This is a genomic window from Sanguibacteroides justesenii, assembly GCF_003204205.1.
Classification (GTDB): Bacteria; Bacteroidota; Bacteroidia; order Bacteroidales; family Marinifilaceae; genus Gabonibacter; species Gabonibacter massiliensis.
This window is the reverse complement of sequence record NZ_QJPL01000002.1, coordinates 304,570-329,285: the sequence shown is the minus strand read 5'-3', so window position 1 is coordinate 329,285 and position 24,716 is coordinate 304,570. Positions and strand designations below refer to the sequence as shown.

Genomic DNA, 24,716 nt, shown 5'->3' with positions numbered 1-24,716 from the left:
AATTTAAAAAGTTTACCCAGTTTATTGCCTATTTTATTATTTTTGTCTCGAACTAATTTTTTGATGAATGAAAATATTCAAATTCGGTGGTGCTTCCGTAAAAGATGCAGAAGGAGTTCGGAACTTAGCTTCCATTATACAAGAACAAAGGGAAAATTTGATTGTGGTCGTATCGGCGATGGGAAAAACGACAAATCACCTGGAAGTTTTGTGCAATGCCTATTTTCACAAAGATCCACAACTATGGGTTGTTTTGAATGAGTTGAAAAAATACCATCAGGAGATCGTCAATCAACTATTCCCGACAGATGATCCGGTATACAGGCACATGGAAAAATGGTTCACTGCTCTTCAAAACATGTTATCCGAAGAATCCTCCCTATGTTACGACTACGAGTACGACCGGATCATCTGTTTCGGAGAGCTTCTTTCCACTACTATCGTTTCCGATTATTTACAAACGGCAGGATTAAAAAATCAATTCATCGACATTCGGAAAGTCCTAAAATCGGATCAAAATTACCGGAATGCCAATATCGATTTAACACTTTCGGAAAAGTTCTGTAAAGAAACTTTCACCTTTTCGACAACTTCCCTATACGTAACCCAAGGATTTATCGCCGGAACAAAAATCAATCAAACGACGACCTTGGGACGGGAAGGATCCGATTACACGGCCGCATTATTAGCCAATCTTCTGGATGCGGAAAATGTCACCATCTGGAAAGACGTTCCAGGCGTCATGAACGCGGACCCGAAAGAGTACGCGCAAGCCGAAGTCATACATCGGATGTCTTACAAAGAGGCTATCGAACTATCCCACTTCGGAGCAAAAGTAATTCATCCCAAGACCATTAAACCCATACAAAACAAGCAGATACCTCTCTACGTGAAATCTTTTCTGTTCCCGGGTACAGAAGGAACCGTTATTCAAGAACTGGAAGAACGGCTGAGCCTTCCGCCTATATACATCAACAAAGAGAATCAGCTCTTACTGACTCTTACACCACGAGATTTCTCCTTCATTGCCGAAGAGAAATTAAGTCAGATTTTCGGGATCCTGGCAAAATACAAATTAAAGCTGAACCTGATGCAAAATTCGGCCATCAGCTTCTCGTTCTGCATCGATAACCACGAGGCGATCCTTACCGATTTTATCAAAGAACTGCAAAAAGAGTACGAGGTATTGTACAATCGGGACGTAAAACTGATTACCATTCGACATTACACAGAAAATTGCATACAGGAAATCATCGGTCGGCAGCCCATCCTGGTTGAACAGCGAAGCCGCATCACGGCACAATTTGTCTTACACAATTAAAATCAAAAACATCATGACAAGTGTTCTCAACAAAATCAATACAAAAGTACAGACTTATCTATGCATCTGCCTGATCGGTATCGTTTTTGCTTTTAATTACGGAAAAATTTTCGATTACAAACCGGACCTAAACGGAGATAACGTCTATTACTACGCCTTGGGGAAAGCACTTGCCGAAGGAAAAGGATATACCAACATTATGGGTTTTGAAGAAAGTCCGCATACCCACTTCCCTCCCGGTTATCCGTTGTTCACGGCTACCGTGTTATCCGTTTTTCACTCTTATGTTTCTTTAAAGATGGCTAACGGAGTTCTCTTTTTCTTCGCCATTTTATTCCTATTTCTATTCATACGGAAAATATCCGACTCCATCCTTCTGGCTTTGGGAACCTGCTTACTTTGCTGTATGCAACCCGAACTCCTACGCTATTCGACCATCGTCATGAGCGAAATGCTATTTACCTGCCTGTCGATAGCCGCCCTGTACCTGCTCAGTTTGGTTCATACCGATAATCTCTTCGGAGGAGAAAGGCCCAAATCCCAAATCCTGTTATTTATCCTGCTGATCGTATGTTTGAACTATATCTATTTTGTCAGAACGATGGGAGCTTCTATCATTCTGGCATTCATGATCTATTTCACGATTATTTGCATTCAACGCGCCATTACCTATATTTGCGAAAAACGACAAGACGAAAATCCCTATCTGACAAAAACAAACAAACGACGCGTAATAAACAACGTATTGATTCTTCTTATTTTAGTCGGGTCTTTCTCTTGTTCCAAAATCGGATGGGACATACGCAACCGAAGTCACGGGGTCGTGCATAGCGATTACCTCAATGATTTCAGGAAAAAGCCCAAAGGTGAGCAGATGACGACATTCTCCGATTGGGCCACCAGGATTCAAAACAACATAACCAGTTATTCCGTGAAATGGATTCCTTCCGCCATCTGGCCATTTGATTACGACCGTCAAACAACGAACTCCATGGGATGGATCCGGGGTTTTTGTGTCATCGCTTTAATTATTTTCGGATTAAGCCGATTGAAAAAATACAGGTTACTATTATCCCTCTATTTAGGAATTACCATGGCGGTTCTACTTTTTTGGCCGGAACAGTATGCCGGACACCGTTACATGATCGGAATCATCCCTTTATTGATTTTTCTTTTTCTCAATGGATGTATCTCTTTTGTCGCCTATCTTTTATCATCCTACCCTAATTTCAAGTACAAATACAGGGAATTCATCCCGACAGGAGCACTCGTCCTGTTCATCGTATTTTTTATGTTTCCAAAATATTCTCAAGCATTGGAAACACAACGGAAACTGGCTACCTTTAAAGTCTGGAACGAACGGATTGCCCCGGAAGCCTTCATCGAATACGTATATGCCATTCAATGGTGTAAAAAGAACTTACCGGAAGAGGCTCGTATTGCTTGTCGGAAACCGGAACTCTTCTATCTGTTTTCATCCGGAAGAAAAGCGGTTTCCTTCCCTCAGTACGGAAAACCCGAAGTTATTTTCAATAACTTTAAAAAAGAGGGCATCACTCACGTGATTATAGACAGATGGTTCCGTCACGGCTATGTCACGATCTATCCACTTGCGGCAAAATATTACCCGGAATACTTCCGACCGATCGTTCAATTCGGGAAAAATACGGATAAGCAATTACCCACATTATTATTCGAATTTCAACCGGAAGGAGTAGCTCCCGTTGACGAAAACGCTCAAAAATAGAAGAATAGTATTCTATCAAATCCCATTTTTATACAAGAAAGAGAGAAAAGTCTGTTTTTCTTTCCTAAGAAAATGATATATTTGCAACTTGATTTTTCAGATGCGAACAATAACTATAAAAATCAGTGACCAAAATGGACAAAAAATTCCATGAATATAAAAGTTTGGATCTCTCCCGGATCAATCAGGAAGTACTGAAGGAGTGGGAAGAAAACAAAACATTTGAGGAAAGTCTGAAAACCCGCGAAGGAAATCCCTCTTTCGTTTTTTACGAAGGGCCTCCTTCCGCCAACGGCATGCCTGGCATTCACCATGTAATGGCGAGAACGATCAAGGATGTAGTCTGCCGTTACAAAACCTTACAGGGCTTTTACGTGGAGCGTAAAGCCGGATGGGATACCCACGGTTTACCCGTCGAATTGGGCGTCGAGAAAAAGCTCGGCATCACTAAAGAAAACATCGGCAAAACGATCTCCGTGGCAGACTATAACAAAGCTTGCCGGGAAGACGTGATGAAATATACCCGCGAATGGGAAGATTTGACCCAAAAGATGGGGTACTGGGTAGACATGCACAACCCGTATATCACCTATGATAACCGCTATATCGAAACTTTATGGTATCTATTGAAGCAATTGTATGAAAAAGGATTGCTCTATAAAGGATACACGATCCAGCCCTACTCTCCGGCCGCTGGAACAGGGTTAAGCACGCATGAATTAAATCAGCCCGGTTGTTACCGCGACGTTAAGGATACCACCTGTGTCGCCCAGTTTAAGGTCGTTCGCGATGCGAAATCCGAAAAACTATTCGCTCATAGTGATCAGGTCTATTTCCTTGCCTGGACGACAACTCCATGGACATTACCTTCAAACACGGCCTTGGCTGTCGGACCAAATATAACTTATCTTGAAATAAAAACATACAACCCGTATACTTTCCAGCCGATCACGGTCATAATAGCCGAAGAGCGGTTCAACAGCTTTTTTAATAAAAAAGCGGAATCTATCGCTTTGGAAGAGTATAAAGAAGGTGACAAATTAATTCCTTACCGAATCGTAAACCGATTTAAGGGACCGGATTTGGAAGGAATACGTTACGAACAATTAATACCGTGGATGAAGCCGTTAGGAGACGCTTTCCGGGTTATTCTGGGGGATTACGTGACGACCGAAGACGGCACGGGGATAGTACATATCGCCCCTACTTTCGGTGCCGATGACGACCGGGTAGCTAAAATTTCCGGCATCTCTCCAATGTTGCTCATAGACAAAGAGGGAAACAGACAACCCATGGTAGACAAACAGGGGAAACTTTTTCTCCTTGACGAAATAGATCCTGACTTTATCAAAAATAACATTGATGTTACATCATACAGCAATTACGCCGGACGTTTTGTAAAAAATGCCTATGATCCCAATCTTTCGGAAGACGATACCACATTAGACATCGATCTATCCGTCATGCTCAAACGGGAGAACAAAGCATTTAAAGTTGAAAAGCACGAGCATAATTATCCGCACTGCTGGCGTACGGATAAACCGGTACTCTACTATCCTTTGGATTCATGGTTTATCAAAACGACAGCTGTAAAAGAACGGATGATCGAATTGAATAAAACCATCAATTGGAAACCCGCCAGCACAGGAGAAGGAAGATTCGGGAAATGGTTGGAGAACCTCGTAGACTGGAATTTATCCAGATCTCGTTATTGGGGAACTCCCCTTCCCATATGGATTAGCGAAGACGGAACAGAGCAGATATGCATCGGCTCCGTGAAAGAGTTAATAGAGGAGATCGAACGCGCTATCCAAGCCGGTTTTATGAAAGAAAATCCATTTAAGGATTTTATTCCCGGTGATTACTCCGATGCTAATTACGATAAAATTGATCTTCATCGTCCTTACGTAGATGAGATTATACTGGTTTCTCCGACAGGACAACGAATGTTCCGGGAAAAAGACCTGATCGACGTCTGGTTTGATTCCGGAGCCATGCCTTATGCCCAATTGCATTACCCTTTTGAAAATCGGGAGGCCATCGATAACCGCTATCGGTTTCCGGCAGATTTTATTGCCGAAGGAGTAGATCAAACGCGGGGCTGGTTTTTCACATTACACGCCATTGCCACGATGGTATTTGACTCCGTGGCCTTTAAGAATATCATTTCAAACGGACTGGTACTGGATGCCAAGGGCAACAAGATGTCCAAACGTTTGGGCAACGCAGTCGACCCGTTCGCAACCATTGAAAAACAGGGATCAGATGCTTTACGTTGGTATATGATCACCAACTCCCAGCCGTGGGATAATCTGAAATTCGATATTACCGGAGTAGAGGAAGTGAAACGGAAATTCTTCGGGACTTTATACAACACGTACAGCTTTTTTGCCTTGTACGCCAACATTGATGAATTCACTTACGCGGAAACGGATATAGATCTTAACGAACGTCCCGAAATCGATCGCTGGATTTTATCTCTATTGAACACGTTAATCCAGGAGGTGACGGAGGCATACGAGAAATACGAGCCGACGCGAGCCGGACGGGCCATACAGGATTTTGTGATTGAAAATCTTTCCAATTGGTATGTCCGTTTATCCCGGAAACGCTATTGGGGAGGCGATTATACGAAAGATAAGATTTCCGCTTACCAGACGCTTTATACCTGTCTCGAAACGGTAGCCTTGCTGTCGGCCCCGATAGCTCCATTTTACATGGACCGTCTTTTTGCCGATCTGAATCAAGCTACAGGCCGTTATCAAACGAACGTACATTTGGCAACCTTCCCGATCGCTGATCCGAGTATGATCGACAAACAACTGGAAGAGCGAATGGAGATGGCACAGCAAATCTCCTCCATGGTCTTGGGTTTAAGAAGAAAAGTCCAAATCCGGGTAAGACAACCGTTAGGTAAATTATTGATTCCCATCTTAAATGGAGAGATGACAGCCCAGCTGGAGGCCGTAAAAAATATCATACTCTCGGAAGTGAACGTAAAAGAGATCGAATACATCACGGATACGGCCGGTATCTTAATCAAGAAAATCAAACCGAATTTTAAAACCCTGGGACCGAAATACGGGAAGTACATGAAACAAATTTCGGCTTTAGTAGGGGCCATGACACAAAGTGACATCTACAATTTCGAAAAACAGGGCTCTTTTTCTTTACAAGTGGGAGAAACAGCCGTTGAATTAACATTGGAAGATGTAGAAATTCTTTCAGAAGATATTCCGGGATGGTTAGTAGCCAACGAGGGTCGTCTGACTGTTGCTTTGGACGTAAATCTGACGCAAGAGCTGAAGGAAGAGGGAATTGCCCGCGAACTGATCAACCGGATTCAAAACCTCCGGAAAGACAGTAATTTTAATGTAACAGACAAAATCGACTTGCAAATCGGGAAACACGAACAAATCAACGATGCCGTATTGCATTTCAAAGATTATATTTCCAGTCAGGTACTGGCAGAAAACATAACATTAACGGAATCAGCCGGAGAAGATGTTCAGGCAATCGAAATTGACGATATCCGTACATTCATAAAAATTCAACGGATGTAACCTCTCGCTCGTAAATAGAGTAAAAGTGGATATTTTACCGCAATGGAGAGCCATCAGGGAATTTTTTATTAACTTAGACAAAAACTTTATTACTATGTCAGAAAAGACAAGATATTCGGATGAAGAGTTACAGGAATTTAAAGAATTAATTCTCGAGAAACTCGAAAAGGCTAAAAAAGATTACGACGTTCTAAAGGCCGTAATCTCTGGCAGCGATGGAAACGATATAGCCGATACCTCTCCGACCTTTAAGGTTTTGGAAGAAGGAGCCTCCGTACTCTCCAAGGAGGAAGCCGGGCGTTTAGCTCAAAGACAAGCAAAATTTATTGCTCATCTGGAGGCTGCATTGGTACGCATAGAAAATAAAACTTACGGTATCTGCCGGGTAACAGGAAAGTTGATTTCAAAGGAAAGATTACGCGCTGTTCCTCATGCGACACTTAGTATGGATGCGAAAATGGGACAAGACTCCTAAGCACACCGGAAATTCATATTGAAAAATAAAAAGTGAAGGAACCTGATTTCTTCACTTGGTTTTTTCAATTTCAATATCAAATTCAAATGAAAAAATGACAAGTCAGAAGAAATTAATACTGTTTATTATCCTATTGCTGATCATCGATCAAGTTGTCAAAATCTGGGTTAAAACACATATGCAGCTCGGTGACTCGTTCAACGTTTTCGGAAACTGGTTCAAGATTCTTTTCGTCGAGAACAATGGGATGGCTTTCGGAATGGAGTTGGGAGGAGGTAAATGGGGAAAAACCGTATTAAGTATCTTTCGTATCGTTGCCGTAATCGGTATCGGTTGGTATATTCGTCATCTAATGAAACAAAAAGCCCCTCAAGGGGTCGTTTTTTCTTTTGCTTTGATCTTTTGCGGAGCCATAGGCAACATCATCGACAGCATGTTTTACGGTATGATCTTTAATGAAAGTTTTTCCCAAGTGGCAACCCTCTTCCCGAGCGAAGGAGGCTACTCCTCTTTCCTGCACGGACGAGTGGTAGACATGTTGTACTTCCCTCTGTATCGCGGTTGGTTACCCGAGTGGATTCCCTTCTGGGGCAACACCTATTTTGAATTTTTCCGCCCGGTTTTCAATCTGGCCGATTCTTACATTACGATCGGCGTACTTATATTAATTATTTTTTACCGCAAATTTTTCTCGACGAAATAAGAAACGGCTTGAATAAAACCGGTTAAAACAGAGCGTTAAGATCAGGCATTCAATCTCTTCAGGGGATTTTCACGGAAAATATTCATTTTCATTTTTCAACTTTCAATTGTTTTACGTAAGTTTGCAGCCTAAATTCAGAGTGAACCGCTTGAGAAAGCGATAATTCTGTGCCTCAAGGCCAGAGATAAAGGAATCATCTATGATTGAAAATTTAGTAATAGTGGAGTCTCCGGCGAAAGCCAAGACCATCGAACGTTTTTTAGGAAATAATTATATAGTAAAATCCAGTTTCGGCCACATTCGAGATTTGGAAAAAAAAGATTTAGGTATCGATATTGAAAACAATTTTCAGCCTAAATACGAGATATCCGCAGACAAAAAAGCTATTGTTAAAGAATTAAAGCAATTAGCAAAAGAAGCCAAAACTGTATGGTTAGCTTCCGATGAGGACCGGGAAGGAGAAGCCATCGCCTGGCATTTGTTTGAAGTATTAGATCTAAAAAGCGAAAACACGAAACGCATCGTTTTTCATGAGATTACCAAAGATGCCATTTTACATGCTATCGAAAATCCAAGAAACATAGATAAAAACTTAGTCGATGCTCAACAAGCTCGTCGGGTATTGGATCGGCTTGTGGGGTTCGAAGTTTCCCCCGTACTTTGGAAAAAGGTTAAACCTTCGCTCTCTGCCGGACGCGTTCAATCCGTCGCCGTAAAACTTATCGTGGAGAGAGAACGAGAAATCAATCATTTTACCGAACAAAAATACTATAAGGTTTCCGGACAGTTTAACACGAAAGACTCCGAAGGTAAACAGATTTCTCTAAAAGCCGAATTATCCGAACGTTTTTCAACGGAAGAAACTACCCTTCGATTTTTAGAAGCTTGTAAATCTTCTGATTTTACCGTAGGAGAAGTAGAAACCAAACCGACAACCCGGAAACCGGCTCCTCCTTTTACAACCTCCACCCTGCAACAGGAGGCTTCACGGAAATTAGGTTTTTCCGTTTCACAAACGATGGCCGTCGCTCAAAAATTATACGAACACGGACATATCACCTATATGAGAACAGATTCCGTGAATCTTTCCCAATTGGCTATTCATTCAGCTAAAAGCGTCATTATAAGCTCTCTGGGCGAAAAATATTCAAAGCCCAGAAATTACGCGACAAAAACCAAAGGCGCACAAGAGGCACATGAAGCCATCCGGCCGACTTACATTGACAAAGAAGAAATTGACGGAGATCGTAACGAACAGCAACTCTATACTCTGATTCGCAAACGCATGCTCGCTTCCCAAATGGCAGATGCCGAATTGGAAAAAACGACCATCCCCATTCATATCTCTTCGCTCCCGCAAATCTTTACTGCAACGGGAGAAGTCATTCAATTCGACGGATTTTTAAAAGTATACATGGAGTCGCAAGATGACGAGAAAGAAGACGAGAAAAACGATTTGCTTCCGCCGCTTCACAAAGGAGACCGCTTAGAAAGAACAAAAATAGAAGCCATAGAACAATACACGATGCACCCGCCCCGTTATACGGAAGCCAGCCTCGTTAAAAAGATGGAAACTCTGGGAATCGGACGTCCTTCCACTTATGCCCCGACTATTACGACTATCCAAAACCGGGGTTATATCATTAAAGAGAGCAGGGAAGGTATCGAACGCCAAATTCAAAACTTCGAATTAAAAGGTAACGACATAAAGAAGCATACGTTAACCCGTCTTTTCGGAAGCGAAAAGAAAAAATTATTTCCTTCGGATATCGGGATGGTTGTCACCGACTTCCTATCCAATTATTTTACCAACATCATGGACTACAATTTCACGGCTAAAGCGGAGGAGGCACTTGACCATATTGCAGAGGGAGAAGTGGGATGGCAATCTATGATCGGGACATTTTACACACCTTTCCACACGAACGTGGAAAAGACATTGAAAGAATCGGAGCGTAATACCGGAGCCCGTACGCTCGGGACAGATCCTCAAACAGGAGAAAACGTATCGGTTCGTATCGGCCGCTTCGGGCCGGTGGCACAAATCGGAGAGGGTGAACATGTGCGTTATGCCAGTCTATTAAAAGGGCAGCTCATGGAGACCATTACGTTAGAAGAAGCATTAGCTCTTTTCAAATTTCCGAGAATACTCGGCACCTATGAAGAGAAACCCGTTTCCGTTGCCATGGGTCGTTTTGGTCCTTACATCAAACATGACCAACTATTCGTATCTCTGAAAAAGAGTATTGACGATCCCGGAACCATCACGTTGGATACAGCCATCGAACGCATTAACGAGAAAAGAGAGGTTGAAAAAAATCGGCAAATCAACGTGTTTGAAAACGGAGTACAGATTTTAAACGGCCGCTTCGGACCCTATATCGCTTACAACAAAATCAATTACAAAATACCCAAAGGGAAAGACGCAGCTCTACTGACGCAGGAGGAGTGTATGGAAATCATCGAAAAGAGCGGAGATTCCAAAAAGAAGACAACAAAAAAAGCAACGACGAAAACTAATAGTAAAGCAGCGTCAAAAACACCTAAAAAATCAACAAAAAAGAAGGAATAGCAATAGACGAGCGACAACATAAAATTTATTTGCAAAAAAGCGATCCATTTTATATATTCGTACGCTCGAAAAAATAGATGAATCGTGTGTAAAAACATTAAAATTTAATATAAATGGCAACGTTACAAAAAATTAGAAATCGCGGTGGAATACTTGTTAGTATCGTGATTGGTTTAGCCCTCGTGGCTTTCATTGTTGGAGATGCTTTAAGCTCTGGTGCCAGCATTATGAATCGCTCCAGAAACAAGGTAGGAGAAATAGCGGGAGAATCCATCAGCATTCAGGAATACCAGCAAAAAATCACTAAAAATGAGGAAATGGTAAAATCCATGAATGGCATTTCCGCCTTATCGGAAGACCAACAACAGATGATCCGTGAAAATACGTGGCAACAGATTGTTACCAACGCCATCATGGAAAAAGAATATGAAAATATCGGGATGGGCCTGAGCGGAGACGAACTATACGACCTTCTTCTCGGAGACAATATGAACCCGGCCGTCCAACAATTATTTGCAGATCCTCAAACAGGACAGGTAGATAAAGATCGGGCTCGCTTGGTTATCAAACAATTGATCGAAGCTCCGGCGGGTACTCCACAAAAAGCCTACTGGTTGAATATGGAAGAGCAGATAGCAACCGCCAGAAAACAAAGTAAATACAATATATTATTAACAAGAGGGTTATACGTTACAGACGCTTTTGCTAAAAACTTTTTGGAGAATGCGGCAACGACGGTCGATATCAGCTACATTTTGAAAAGCTACAATACCATCAGTGATTCTTCCATAACCGTTACTTCCAACGAAATCAAAGATTATTACAACTCGCACCAATACCTGTTCCAAGTACCGGAAAGCAGACGAATCGCGTATGTCAGCTTCGATATTACCGCCTCGCCTGAAGACATCAAAGAGACAGAAGAGTGGGTAAACTCATTAAAAGACGAATTTGCTTCGGCTCCAAACGTTATTGAATTCGCCACTCTCTCTTCCGAAAAAAGATTTCCGACCGCTTACCTGAAAAAAGGAGAGCTCGGGTACAGTGAATTGGATGATTTTATCTTTGTCGAAAAAAACAACGGCGTATTCGGTCCTTATCTAAAAGATCAAGCCTATAACATCGCACGGGTAGCCGATCGCAGAATGTTACCGGATTCGGTTAAAGCCCGTCATATCCTGATCGTACCGGAGAACGGAAGATCTGTTCAGGCAGCTGAGAAATTAGCAGATAGCTTAGCCGGAGCTTTACGTAAAGGAGCCGATTTCGAAGCTATTGCCAAACGCTACTCGGCAGATCAAAATTCCGCCATCAATGGTGGGGATTTGGGATGGTTCACCCAAAATGCCATGATCCAACCGTTTAGTGATACCGTGTTCTTTGCCAATAAAAACGAAATCAAAACAGTTAAAACACAATATGGTTACCATATCGTACAAGTAACCGACAGATCAAAACCGGAAGAAAAGGTATTAGTAGGTATTATAAGCAAAGAAATCACTCCGTCTCAGCAGACCATCAATAACATCTATAACGATGCCCGCGTATTCGTTAATAATGTAACCACGATAACAGACTTCGAAACTGCCGTTACCGATCACAAACAAACAAAAAGGATTGCCAATTTGGGTAAAAACGATAAAACAATCCCGGGTATGGATAATGCCAGAGAGATTATCCGCGAGGCTTATCTAACGGATAAAACCGGTAACGTATTGCTGACAAAAGAAAAATCACCGATCTTCGAAAGTGGCAATAAGTTTACGGTAGCCGTTTTGACAGAGATACAAAAAGAAGGCATCGCCCCGCTGAATAGCGTTGCAAGCCTCATTAAAAGAGAGTTGATTCGCCAAAAGAAAGGTGAAATCATCGCTAAAGAATTGGAAAAAGACATGAGCGGAAGCCAAAGCTTACTCTCCATAGCTCAAAAAGCTAAAGCCGAAGTAGTAGACGCAAACGATGTTAACTTCAATTCCGTTCAATTACCGGGAGCCGGAATCGAACCCAAGGTCATTGCCGAAGCTGTAGCTATGAACGAGGGGGAAATATCCAAACCGATCATCGGCAATCAGGGGGTCTATATTGTCACGGTTAATACAAAACATGTAAACGAAGTGACTCCTGAACAGATTGCTCTGGCTAAAGCAAGTATGTTACAAACTAATTTCTATCGGGTAAATTATCAATTACTTCCTTCATTAGTGAAAAAGGCTGGAGTTGTTGATTCAAGATACAAATTCTATTAGTAACCCAAACAAACAAACTTAAAGTGAAAAAACCTGCCTGAAACCAGGCAGGTTTTTTTATAGCATATCTCTCGGAAGATCTTGAATCGGCGAACCATTCACCCGGAATTACTCTCTTACCGCTTTTAACCTATCATAATCAATCCGACTGACTATTCGCTTCCTTTTTATATTAAAAGCCGGATTAACTACGCTTCTGGTACTATCGAAATCCGTGGTCCCGATATTCGCCAAATCCAAAATCGTATGAATCAAATCATCTGTCATATAAGGTCTTTTAACCGAAGCGGCGATCTGTCCTACTTTTTGAGATTCCATCTCCTTATAAAGGGGAGAACACCAAATCAAAAAAGGAATCTCAACCATATATCTGCTCGGATCAGTCTCCGTATGCCCCGAAAAATCCCGACGTTCAAATAACTCTTCTCCATGATCGGAAAGGTAAACGATCACCGCTTTTCTCTCCCTGAAACGCTCTAATATTTCGTAAACGACATGGTCATTATAAAGAATCGTGTTCAAATAGGACGCCAATACCTCTTTCTTTTCTTCTTCTTCTAACCAAGTCACATCGTCGGCCTTAAACCGGGCATACTCTTCCGGATAACGATGCCGATAATTACCATGAGACCCCATCAGGTGGATAACCCAAAAATTCCGATTCGGGTTTTTCTGCAATTGATCGTCTATAATAGGCAGCAGCTCTTCGTCAAAATCCCCGTAACAATGTTCAAAGGAACTCCTGGTATGATTAAAAATAGTCACATCGCTACGCTTAGCTATCACCGCAGGCAAATTTCCATAAGCACCAAAAGATTCCTGATTGGATATCCATATGGTTTCATACCCTGCTTTTTTCATTACATCGACCAACAGATTATATTTATTCCATGCTTTAACAGATTCGTAATGATAGAAAGAAAACAAAGACTGAATACATAAAATCGTTGAGACATAAGGACTGATCACGTCCCGGTACAAATAAATCTCACCCCGTTCTTTCAATTCTCGCAACAAAGGTGTCGTCGGATATATAGAATCATAAACTCCCATGTATTTTCTTCCTAAAGATTCTCCTAAAATAAGAACGATATCTTCTATATCGGGTTCGTTTCGGGTAATTACCGGATTACTACTTACCTGTTTCATTAAATTGTTACAAACCTTCATCTCGTCACGTACCATTCGCTGAGAAACCCATAAACGCTGAATCGGAACCATTGTCTTAAACAACGGGGTCTTGTTCTGACGATATATCATCGCCAGAATGCCCGCCAATAAAAATAATGCAACGAATTTACCTATCCGGGAAAGAGAACGGGAAGAGATGCTTTTCAAAGAAAACGTCGATATCCAACAGGCCATGACAAGAACAATACTCCCACCAGCCAGCCACTTCACACCCCCATACATTTGAAAAAACTCGTTCGCCTCTTCCGGGTTCGTGGCTAATAACGGTAAAACGATTGAAGGAACAAATCCACTTTTATAATAATAAAGCGTAAAGCACTCGCACACGAACAAAAGGCCGGATAAAAAAATTACGACACCCGTATATACTCTCTTTAACCAAACAGAAGAGACGAATTCCCGAAAAGCACCCAATAGATAACAAACAAGAAAGGCATTGATAAATCCATGCACCCATTTGGTATATATGGATATTCCTATCTCCCGTTCCGCATTCATCCAAGCCCCTGTAGAAAAATTAAACAACAGAAGTACTACTATAAAATAGAAATTACGAACAAAAATTCCCCCTATTGGTTTCCACGCAAAACCGAATCTTTTCATTATTTCTCATTTTTCAAATCTCTATTGCCGTCTTATCTTCTCTCCAATTCACTCTGTTTCCGAAAAAACACTATTTTTGTAAAAAAGTTAATGCAGATCATCATGACGCAACAGCATACAAAAATAAAAAAAGTATTGGTAATTACTTACTATTGGCCTCCCGCGGGAGGGCCCGGCGTTCAACGCTGGCTGAAATTTGCAAAATATCTGCCGACTTCGGAAGTCATACCCGTCATCTTAACTGTTGATCCGCACAAAGCAGAATACCCCATACAAGACCCTACTTTACAGAAAGATGTTGATCCTAACATATTGGTATACAAGACAACGGCAAAAGGATTGTATTCATTATACAAAAAATTCACACGCGCTAAAACAGCTCCTTACAGCGGTTTTGTCAACGAGGGGAAACCCCGTTTTAGACAAAAAGTAGCCCGCTTTATCAGAGGAAATTTTTTTTTACCCGACGCCCGAAAGGGGTGGAATAAATATGCCTATGCTAAAGCCGTAGAGCTGATCGAAAAATACAACATCCAAACGGTTATCACAACCGGTCCCCCGATGTCCACCCACCTGATCGGCCTGAAATTAAAGAAAAACAAAAACATAAAATGGATAGCCGACTTCAGGGATCCATGGACAGATATCTACTACTATCATGACCTATACCCCACCCGTATAGCACAAGCCATTGACAAGGCTTACGAAAGGGAGGTATTAGAAAAAAGCGATATTGTATTAACCGCCAATTTCATCAAAGAGAAACTCGTCTGTAAAAGCTCTAAAATCATTCCCGAAAAGATACACGTATTAACCAACGGCTTTGACGAAGAAGATTTTAAAACAGAGGGAGCCAATAAAAAAGAGGAGTTCACGATTACTTATGCCGGAACATTAGCCTCCTCTTATCCAGTTCAACCCTTTATCGATGCCGTTGCGGAACTCTATCCGGAAAAAAAAATCGTTTTACAATTCGTAGGTAAAGTAAGTGAAGAACACAAGGCATACATTACTTCAAAAAAGAATATAAAAGCCGTATTTACCGGATTTATACCCCACGAAAGAGCCGTAAGAGAGTTGATCGAATCACAACTTCTATTATTAATCTTCCATCATACGAATCAAAACGAGGGACATATGCCGGGAAAACTGTTTGAATACCTGGCGGCCCGAACGCCGATTCTCTGTATAGAAGATCGGGAGAGTATGGCGGGCAAGATCATCCGGGATTGTCGTTCCGGAATAACCCTCTCTTTCCATGATAAAGAAGGTATCAAAAAATTCATATCGACGGCATACACACAACCGGAATTCCAAGGAGACTCGGAAAAAATCTCTCGATATTCAAGACAAACATTAACCGCCCGACTAAGCCAATTCATTGATTAATATGCAACTAAAGAAAATTACATTCATGTTTCGCAAATTCCTTCGGGACCTGAACGGTAACAAACACCTGAAGATAAACCAAGAGAATACTACCCCTTTGTTGTCCGGTTACTATTTCAAATTCGAAGAGAATCTCTCCAGACTGAATCGGCTCATTCACTCGTTCGATGAAAAAGGAGTACCCATCAATACCAGTTATATCGATGTCGAAAAACGACAACTGCATTATTACCCGATTACCATCGGACAATACGGATTAGCCGTCTTCCACTCGTGGCTTTCGACCCGGCAAGAAGTGAAGAAACAACTGTTCCTGAATATTGCCGATTGGTTTCAAACTCACGCCGTAACGGACAACGACCTCGGTACCTATTGGCTGACCGAGGTTCCCAAACCGGAATTTCAAGTATTCAAACCCTGGAAATCGGCCTTTGCCCAAAGCCGGGGCATCTCCATCCTCCTGAGAGCATGGCAAATCACCGGAGAAGAAAAATACCTCGCAACCGCCTCCAAAGCATTGATACCTTTCACGAAAGATATTTCAGAGGGAGGCGTGGCGGTAGACCGGAATATACAAGAGACATTTTATGAAGAGTACGTGGCGGCCCGTCCTACCCGGGTACTGGACGGGCACGGCTTTTCATTGTTCGGTTTATACGACTTCGTCCGGGCGACGGGCGACGGGCGGTTGACGGAATACAACCGTTTAGCTCTTCGCCTTTTTAACGAGGGAGTAGAGGGATTAATTCGTCAACTTCCCTCGTTTGACATGGGATTTTGGTTGCGTTTCAATCGTTGCGAAGTACCCGGTTATCCGAAAGACGACCCCTGCACCATCAGTTATCTTCGCTTAGTCCTTTTGCAAATAGAAGTGCTCTACCGGATCACGAAACGAGAAGAGCTGTTGGAATACCGGAAAAAATTCGAAAAATACGACGCTCTCTTTCCTATTTTGAAGATGTACCGGTTTAAATTCAGAGCCCTGAAAAAATTAAACCGACTCTAATTTTAGTATCCGCCAATATTTACCGCAAAAGGGATGAACAATTTGTACAAGCTCCCGAAAAATAGTAACTTTGTAAACGAAGATCATAACATCGTTTTATCGGAATAAGGGTAATTATGTGCGGGATAGCCGGGATATTTGAAAAAGAAAAAGACAATCGGCCGTTGATGTCGAAGATGTTGGACGCAATCGCCCATAGAGGTCCGGATGCCAAATCCATCTATACCCATCAAAATTTCACCTTAGGTCATCGCCGTCTCTCCATCATCGATTTATGCACGGGAGATCAACCCGTGTTTAACGAAGATCAGTCCGTTTGCGTTATCTTCAACGGAGAGATATATAATTTCGAAGAGCTAAAGGAGGAACTGCAAACCAAAGGACACCGATTTCGTACCCATACAGATACCGAGGTGCTGGTACACCTTTACGAAGAGTACGGGACAAATTTTTTTAACCGGTTAAACGGAATATTCGCTTTCGCGTTATTAGACAAGAACCGCGACCGGCTCCTTCTCGCCAGGGATCATTTCGGAGTAAAGCCCCTTCATTATTACCTGAAGGACGGAATCCTATTATTCGGATCGGAACAAAAATCCATCATCCTCCACCCGAAATACGAACGGGAACTCAATCTAAAGGCACTGCATATTCATTTGAATCTAAGATATACCCAAGGAAACGAAACATTGTTCAAAGGGATAAAACGGCTTCCGGCTGCCCATTTCGCCTTATTCGAAAACGGACTTTTTACGGTCAGGCGATATTGGGAGATGCCCGTGGGCACAGACCGCTCCATCACGGAAAAAGAGGCCAAAGAGAGAATCAATGTTTTGATCAAAGCCGCCGTAAAGCGACAGCTGATCAGCGACGTCCCGGTGGGAGTCTACTTGTCCGGAGGATTGGATTCTTCCGCAATCGTACAAAAAATGCACGAATTGGGAGTCGCGGAGATAAACACGTTTACCCTCGGCTTCAACGAACCCACAGATGAATTTCCGGATGCTCAACAGATAGCGGATTACTTCCACACGAAACACCATACCCTGAGCCTCTCGATGAACCCCATGCAACAGATGCCCAAAGTCATCTGGCATGCCGAAGAGCCCAAGATCAATTTGTTACAAGGTTACAATATGTCCGCTTTCGTACATCCGAAAGTAAAAGTAATTTTAGGAGGACTGGGAGGCGACGAACTCTTTGCCGGATACGATATTCATAAATTCATCTATCCGTTCAATCGCTGGCATCATTATACCCCGTACTGGATGCAACGTCTGTTACGCTGGAAATCTGACTTTATCTTTAAGCTCCAAAATAATTCTCATGCTCTGCGTTACGACGAATACCGGCGAGGAGTGCAAATGTTGCTTGCCATCGGAAACATAGAACGTTTCTACCTGATTATTCGAAATGTTTGGGATTACGATACTCCATTTTATAAAAACATATATAACGAATCGTTTCTGAAGCAACGACGCATGGAGAGTATTCGGGTTCACAGGGAGTTCGACAGCCTATTTCACCGTGTCCGGCACGAAAAAGCCCTGGATCAGGTTCTTTATGCCGAATTTCAAACCAAAATGGTCAATGACTATCTATTGACCGACGACCGGATGTCCATGGCCCACTCGGTAGAAGAACGAGTTCCTTTACTCGACAAAGAGTTAGTTGAATTCGCTTTCCAATTGCCGGTGGAATTAAAAATAAAGAATAACCAGACAAAATATCTTTTCCGAAAAGCGTTAGAACCCTATCTGCCGCCCAAAATCATCACGAAGAAAAAATGGGGATTTACCGTTAACCCGTACCTCCAGTTCAAAAAAGATTTAAAGGAGACCGCAGAAAAGATATTGACCCAAAAATACATCGATCGACAAGGCATATTCAATTACGATTACATCAAACGCATATTGGACTATCCGGCCCATCCGAAACTCCGGTGGCACTACAATTACATCTGGATTTTAGTCGGATTAGCCATATGGGAAGATCAATTCATTCACCACAGAACGGACGACCGTATTGAATCTTATTATAAATAGAATAAAAAACGATATCAGGATAAGCATGGGAGAAAAAAACACCAGTACGACATATTCCATCATCATAGCCGTTTACAACCGGTTGGAGGAGGTCAAAGAACTGCTTGTCAGTGCCGAGGCCTTAGAAGGAGATCGCTCCCTTTTCGAACTTCTGTTCGTGGACGACGGTTCAAAAGACGGTTTTAAAGATTTCATCCGACACTATTCTTCTCCCAGCGGCCTGCAGATACGAGCTGTTTTCCAACAAAATCAAGGCCCTGGAGCAGCCCGCAATTTCGGCATGAGTCAAGCCAAAGGGGATTATTTCATTTTCGTAGACTCGGACTGCATGTTTCCCCCGCACTGGCTAACGGAAATCGAAAAAACACAACAAATACGCTCTTACGATGCTTTCGGCGGTCCGGACACCTGCCATCCCTCATTTTCCCCTTTGCTGAAAGCCATCAATTATTCGATGACCTCCTTCATCGGTACGGGAGGAACCCGCGGCAGCAAAAGACATATCGGAAGATTCTACCCCCGCAGTTTTAACATGGGCATATCCCGGAAAATTTATGAAACGATCGGAGGCATGGGAGGTTTACGTCACGGACAGGACATGGATTACTCCATGAGAATATACAACGCAGGCTTTAAGGTGGGATTGATTCCCGGAGCTTACGTGTATCACAAACGGCGTACCAGTATCCCTAAATTCTTCCGACAGATCTTCAACTGGGGTGTCGCCCGGATTAACCTGACCCGAAGACATCCGCATACATTAAAAGCGGTACATCTACTACCGGCATTATTACTTTTGGGATTAATCCTTGTCGGGATACTTTCTTTTCTATTACCCGCCCATGCCCCTCTGATTTGGATCGTCATCGGGTGCGGATTCATCGGTATCTGCTTGTTTGCTTTCGTGCAATCCTATTGTAAATACAAAAGCGGCCAAACGGCTTTACTCTCTATACTGACACTGAATATTCAAGTATTCGCCTACGGGGCAGGATTGCTTTGGGGAGCATGGAATACCCTGAAAGGAAAAGAAGTAAAAGGTTTCTCCAAAAATTACTACGGTAAAAACAAATAACCCATGAAACGACTGTTATTTTTCACCCAGAGTTTTCCTTACAGTTACAAAGAACCTTTTATCGAAAACGAAATCGGTTACCTGTCAAAAGCTTTCGATGAGATCACGATTCTTCCCTGGATAGGCGAAGGGGAGATCACCCGAAAGGTTCCGGCCAACTGCAAGGTACTAAAACCCATGCTTAGAAACGACCGGGATACGATTTTGTCGGGAATCTTTTGCCGTGCCCCCTTTTTTTATTTCATCCGCCGATTCTTTTCGGATAAAGCTTATACCGGCCTAAGCAAAATTATAAAATACATTTCGGTATCTACCTTCTGTCGGGCCATCCTCTCTAATAAAGATTTTAAAAAAGTCAACGACGAATTTAAGAATGATACCGTTTATTTTTATTGGGGTATCGGTACGGCCTACGTACTCCCCTTCATTAAAAACAAGCGCAAAAAAATCGTCCGTTTCCACGGGGCCGACCTATACCTGGAAAGAAGAGCCAATCGATATATTCCATTCCGCAAAGAAGTTTACACTCACCTGACGCAAGCCGTCTATATCTCCAAACAAGGTTTGGAGTACGCCTCGGAACGATACGGAAGTTACCGTTTCAATGCCTGTTGCAGTTACCTGGGTACACTGGACCATGGGGTTAAAAAAAACTTCCCTCCAGATGGTATCATCCGTCTCCTGAGCTGCTCCAACGTGATTCCCGTCAAACGGGTAGCTTTAATTTTAGAAACCTTACAAACCATCCGCGATCAAAAAATCGAATGGACCCACATCGGAGACGGTAACCTATGGGAGGAATTAAAAGAGAAAAGTCTGCTTCTTCCCGATAACATAAAGGTAAACTTTACCGGCAGGCGGAGTAACAAACAAGTCATCGAATACTATCAATCACAACCGATCGACATCTTTATCAATGTCAGTTCCAGCGAGGGATTACCCGTGGCGATTATGGAAGCGATCTCTTTCGACATTCCGATTATCGCAACAAATGTAGGAGGGACAAGTGAAATCGTCACACCGGAAACCGGTATTCTGATCGCTCCCGATTCTTCTCCCGAATTGATCGCTGCCCGAATCCGGGAACTATACAAAGTCAAAGAGACTCTCCATCCCCGTAAATTATGGCTGGAAAAATTCTCCGCGGAGAAGAACTATCCCGATTTCATTCAACACGTTTTATTGCCAACGCCTGATAAATGAGTATACAGCCTGTTCAAGGCCTCCATATGCTTTTCTATCCCGTATTTTTCTTTAATATAGAAGGCCGCTTTCCGCGCTTTCTCTCTATATTTTTCGGGATGAGCATAAAAATCTAAAAAAGAGGATAGCAATTGTTCCACCTCTTTTGTTTTATACATCACGGCCAACCGGCCCTCTTCCGTCACCTCTCGCATCACCTCCCAATCGTTCACAAAAACAGGAATACCGGCAGCGATCGCTTCTATAACCGCAATACCGAAAGAATCATGTTCCGTAGAATAGATAAAAGCATCCCATTGGGTCAAAAGAGAGGGTACATCCGATCTTGTTCCCAAAAAACATACCTCATCCTGTAAACCCGCAGTCTCACAGAAACGAACACATTCGTCATACAAGCGAGGGTAACGGGAATCTTTCCTGCCGACAAATAAAAATCGAAATGGGATACCCGCTTTTTTCAATAAAACCAGAAATCGGCAAATGGTTATCTGATCTCTTCCGGGAACAAAATTACCGACGCTCCCCATCAGCAATCCGGGCGATTCAAAAGACTCTCCTTTCTCCCGTTGTTCGAATTTGGCGAAATCGATCCCGTTGTAAACGACCCGGCTCCGGTTCCGGGGGAAACGATACTTTTTCTCGTAATAGGACTTTTGTACCTCACTCACGAAAATATTCAAATCCGCATGCCGGATCATCCATTTCATAAAAAAACGCCCCTTTGCCGTCTGATGATAATCATAACCATGAAACGTTTGAACGATCTTTATCCCGCACCCCCTCGTTGCCAACCAGGCGTAACAAGCCTCTAACGAATGCTGGGCATGAACGATATTTACTTTTTCCCTGCAGAGCAATTTCCTCAAACGAAAAACGTAAGATAAGTCCATTCCTTTCCGGGGTGTCATCTTAAACATGGGAACCCCCGTGGCTTTATATAGATCCGAAATAACTCCCTCTTCCCGATAAATACATATGATTTGATAAGAAGTCAGGTCTGCTCGGGATAAAATATCCAATAAAAGAGTCTCCATGCCTCCCCGATTTAATGCCCCAAGGAAATAAGCCACTTTCATACTTTCTTATTTTTATATCTCCGTTTTAAAAATAAAAGATATCCCAATGGATAACAGCAGAAGGTCCTTACCTTATCCGATGAATCTTCCAGAAGACGCCTCTTTTTACCGGCCAAGGCATAGCTGACATAATTAATCGTATTCTTCCACCTCTCTTTAAAGGATTCGGCATACATCGCTTTTTGATCGCAGTATAAAGCATATCCTATCGGGTTATTTTTTCTTAATTTCGCTTGATTACGCGTATATCCATCTTCCAAATAATTGCACACGATGATAATCCGAGGCAAAACCAACAGTTGAAATTGCCGATCTATCTGATTATACACATAGGCCTCGGTAATAAACTTCTCCCCTTCAATTTCGGGAAATAAAAACGAACGAAGCACCTCCGTTCTGTATACCAAGGTCGAATCTCCCCGGAAACCGTTTTTATACAACTCTTTCAAGGTCGAATTACGTTCATAAGGAAACTTGCCGTCCGACAAAGTCTCTTCGGTATTTTTCCCCCGGTATCCCACGAGTCCGGCAATCGCCGCATCTCCCCCCTTCTCTTTCCAAAAAGATAAAATTTTCTCTATCCCGTCGTCTACCAAGTAATCATCCGAATCCACACATACGAACAATTCGGTCTCCGTACTTTTTACTCCCCGGTTATGAGCCCTCATCTTTCCGCCGTTTTCCTGATAAATATATCTTATGGAAATTTTTTCTTCCGATTGCCAGCTTTTTATAAGCTCTTCCGTTCCATCCTTCGAGCCGTCATCCACGACCAACCATTCGAAATTTTTATTACTCTGCCGGCATAAACTTTCGTAAAGGCGTCCCAATGTATAAGCCCGGTTATAGGTCGGGGTAAATACAGTTAATTCTTTCATCATCTTCTCCATTTTAGCCACTTAAAAATCAGATCATCCGCCAATTGATTTACCTCGACCGAAAGATGCAGGAAATAAGTGAGTACACTTCCCGCGATACACATAATGGAACTCCGGAAAATCCCATCCAACCAAGGGTTGTCCATATCCGGTAAAATGGCATTCAAACCGTATAACAACAAGAAGATACCTAACAACTTAAGTGTATTCCATGTATAGGGATTTCCTTTCACTTTTGCAAATACAAGCCATTGTTGAACGGTATGGGAAAGGATACAGGTCAGCAACGTCGCCACGGCAGCCCCGGTCATCCCCAATATGGGAATCAACCAACTGTTCGTAAGAATGGTAATAGCCGTAATAAAAAAGGTAAAATAAAGACCCCAATAATAGTATCTGGAAAAACTAATCAATGTATATCCAAAACCCAAAAACATCACGATCAAACGAGAAAGACCGATGAAAAAAACGACCCATTTACCAGCCCGATAATCCGCTCCGTTAGGAATAATATCGAATATATTGTCTATGTTTATCCATAAAAGCAGGAACAGAAATCCTCCGATCAACAATTGATGCAAAGATACTTTTTTATACAAGGCATTTGCCTTCTCGAAATCGCCGGCCCTCAAGGCTTCCGCCGCTACCGGGGAAGAAATGGCCGTGATCGAACGGGAAGGGATATCGATAATGGCAACCATATAAAAGGCGATGGTATAGATTCCACCGTAATTCAATCCCATCTCCGCACTTACCATAAAAAGATCCAATTTACTCGTGATACTTCCCCCGATAACCCCCACCATTAAAAAAGCGGTATACTTCAAAATATCTTTACGAAGATCTTTGTTTATAAAAGAGAAATCATGTTTTAAAGAGACGGAACCGATCCGGGAAGCATACCATAGATTTAAAAACATCGCAATACCATACACGGCAATGTAAGTAGCAACCAAACCGGTCATTCCCGTCACGTGAACGGCATACAAAATGTAAACCCCGATCAACAACAACCGGATCACTACTTCCCGTATCAATTTTGGGACAGCGATTCTCATCAGCAAATTGGAATACGTTTCGAATACTCCGAGGTAAACGATAAAAAACATCAAAGGAAACAACCAATTATAGTAATCCACGAAAAGAGCCGAGTTCTGCTCGAAATAAGTACATACAGGCTGCTTCAGCAACCAGGCCACAGGAATAAAAAGACAGCACCCGACTAAAGGCAAAGCGACAAGATAAAAAAAGAAACCGTTATTACGGCCGTCTTTACTTTTAAAAAAAGGGAAAAAACGAATAGCGGAAGAGGTCGTCCCCAACTGAACAAAGGTTCCTAATAACGTGGCAGCCTCAAATAATACCCGAGTTAAACCGATCTCCTCTGAAGTTAAAAAACGAGTCACGATAAACATCGTGGAAAGGAAACCGATAAAAGCCCCCACGTAATTCACAACAGTGCCCTTTATGCTTTGCCGGATAATAACCCCCATGAACCTTTGTACTTATAGATTTATCGCGCAAATAGTAAACAAAAATAGGAATTATTTATCGATAATGGGGGTTTGACGATTATATTTTTTATTTTTGTCCCTGTTTGATCATAAGTTAAAGAATTTATCC

The 24,716-nt window shown here is 42.3% G+C and carries 16 protein-coding genes; 12 read left to right on the top strand and 4 right to left on the bottom strand.

Features of this window, described 5'->3' with window-relative positions:
• Positions 1 to 67: 67 nt before the first annotated feature.
• The 7 genes from DMB45_RS04360 (at position 68) to DMB45_RS04330 (ending at position 12,627) form a co-directional block, all read left to right on the top strand.
• Positions 68 to 1,321: an aspartate kinase gene (locus tag DMB45_RS04360; protein WP_041503332.1), complete on the top strand. Its 1,254-nt coding sequence runs from the start codon at positions 68 to 70 to the stop codon at positions 1,319 to 1,321.
• A 13-nt stretch (positions 1,322 to 1,334) separates the two neighbouring features.
• Positions 1,335 to 3,068: a hypothetical protein gene (locus tag DMB45_RS04355; RefSeq protein WP_041503331.1), complete on the top strand. Its 1,734-nt coding sequence runs from the start codon at positions 1,335 to 1,337 to the stop codon at positions 3,066 to 3,068.
• A 134-nt stretch (positions 3,069 to 3,202) separates the two neighbouring features.
• Positions 3,203 to 6,631, top strand: a complete 3,429-nt coding sequence (ileS, locus tag DMB45_RS04350; protein WP_041503330.1) for an isoleucine--tRNA ligase — start codon at positions 3,203 to 3,205, stop codon at positions 6,629 to 6,631.
• A 94-nt stretch (positions 6,632 to 6,725) separates the two neighbouring features.
• A complete protein-coding gene (locus tag DMB45_RS04345; protein ID WP_041503329.1) occupies positions 6,726 to 7,106 on the top strand; it encodes a TraR/DksA family transcriptional regulator in 381 nt (126 codons plus the stop codon).
• Between the two features lie 94 nt (positions 7,107 to 7,200).
• Entirely contained in the window at positions 7,201 to 7,809 is a 609-nt protein-coding gene (locus tag DMB45_RS04340) for a lipoprotein signal peptidase (RefSeq protein ID WP_041503328.1), read from the top strand.
• A gap of 199 nt (positions 7,810 to 8,008) precedes the next feature.
• A complete protein-coding gene (topA, locus tag DMB45_RS04335; protein WP_041503327.1) occupies positions 8,009 to 10,381 on the top strand; it encodes a type I DNA topoisomerase in 2,373 nt (790 codons plus the stop codon).
• Positions 10,382 to 10,494: 113 nt separating this feature from the next.
• Positions 10,495 to 12,627, top strand: a complete 2,133-nt coding sequence (locus DMB45_RS04330) for a SurA N-terminal domain-containing protein (RefSeq protein ID WP_041503326.1) — start codon at positions 10,495 to 10,497, stop codon at positions 12,625 to 12,627.
• Between the two features lie 108 nt (positions 12,628 to 12,735).
• Here the strand turns inward: DMB45_RS04330 and DMB45_RS04325 are convergent, their stop codons facing one another.
• On the bottom strand, positions 12,736 to 14,421 hold the full coding sequence (locus tag DMB45_RS04325) for a phosphoethanolamine transferase (RefSeq protein WP_041503325.1): 1,686 nt from the start codon (positions 14,419 to 14,421) through the stop codon (positions 12,736 to 12,738).
• 102 nt (positions 14,422 to 14,523) lie between these two features.
• Here DMB45_RS04325 and DMB45_RS04320 point away from each other — a divergent pair, with 102 nt between their 5' ends.
• The 5 genes from DMB45_RS04320 to DMB45_RS04300 all read left to right on the top strand — a co-directional run bounded on the left by DMB45_RS04320 (position 14,524) and on the right by DMB45_RS04300 (position 21,139).
• The gene (locus tag DMB45_RS04320; protein ID WP_160289143.1) at positions 14,524 to 15,810 is read left to right on the top strand and encodes a glycosyltransferase; all 1,287 of its coding nucleotides are present in this window, start codon (positions 14,524 to 14,526) and stop codon (positions 15,808 to 15,810) included.
• A 25-nt stretch (positions 15,811 to 15,835) separates the two neighbouring features.
• Complete coding sequence (locus DMB45_RS04315) at positions 15,836 to 16,816, top strand: D-glucuronyl C5-epimerase family protein (RefSeq protein ID WP_041503324.1); 981 nt, start codon at positions 15,836 to 15,838, stop codon at positions 16,814 to 16,816.
• Between the two features lie 116 nt (positions 16,817 to 16,932).
• Positions 16,933 to 18,861 carry an asparagine synthase (glutamine-hydrolyzing) gene (gene asnB, locus DMB45_RS04310; RefSeq protein ID WP_041503323.1) on the top strand — a complete coding sequence of 643 codons (1,929 nt, stop codon included), beginning with the start codon at positions 16,933 to 16,935 and terminating at the stop codon, positions 18,859 to 18,861.
• Positions 18,862 to 18,886: 25 nt separating this feature from the next.
• Positions 18,887 to 19,936: a glycosyltransferase gene (locus tag DMB45_RS04305; protein ID WP_041503322.1), complete on the top strand. Its 1,050-nt coding sequence runs from the start codon at positions 18,887 to 18,889 to the stop codon at positions 19,934 to 19,936.
• A gap of 3 nt (positions 19,937 to 19,939) precedes the next feature.
• Positions 19,940 to 21,139: a glycosyltransferase gene (locus DMB45_RS04300; protein ID WP_041503321.1), complete on the top strand. Its 1,200-nt coding sequence runs from the start codon at positions 19,940 to 19,942 to the stop codon at positions 21,137 to 21,139.
• Here DMB45_RS04300 and DMB45_RS04295 read toward each other — a convergent pair.
• Genes DMB45_RS04295 through DMB45_RS04285 form a run of 3 tightly spaced genes read right to left on the bottom strand, consistent with a single transcriptional unit; the run spans position 21,106 to position 24,586 of the window.
• Positions 21,106 to 22,215, bottom strand: a complete 1,110-nt coding sequence (locus tag DMB45_RS04295) for a glycosyltransferase family 4 protein (protein ID WP_041503320.1) — start codon at positions 22,213 to 22,215, stop codon at positions 21,106 to 21,108. The genes DMB45_RS04300 and DMB45_RS04295 overlap by 34 nt on opposite strands.
• Complete coding sequence (locus DMB45_RS04290; protein WP_041503497.1) at positions 22,212 to 23,096, bottom strand: glycosyltransferase family 2 protein; 885 nt, start codon at positions 23,094 to 23,096, stop codon at positions 22,212 to 22,214. The genes DMB45_RS04295 and DMB45_RS04290 overlap by 4 nt, the downstream gene beginning before the upstream one ends.
• Positions 23,093 to 24,586, bottom strand: a complete 1,494-nt coding sequence (locus DMB45_RS04285) for a lipopolysaccharide biosynthesis protein (protein WP_041503319.1) — start codon at positions 24,584 to 24,586, stop codon at positions 23,093 to 23,095. Before DMB45_RS04285 ends, DMB45_RS04290 begins: the two co-directional genes overlap by 4 nt.
• Positions 24,587 to 24,716: the final 130 nt, after the last annotated feature.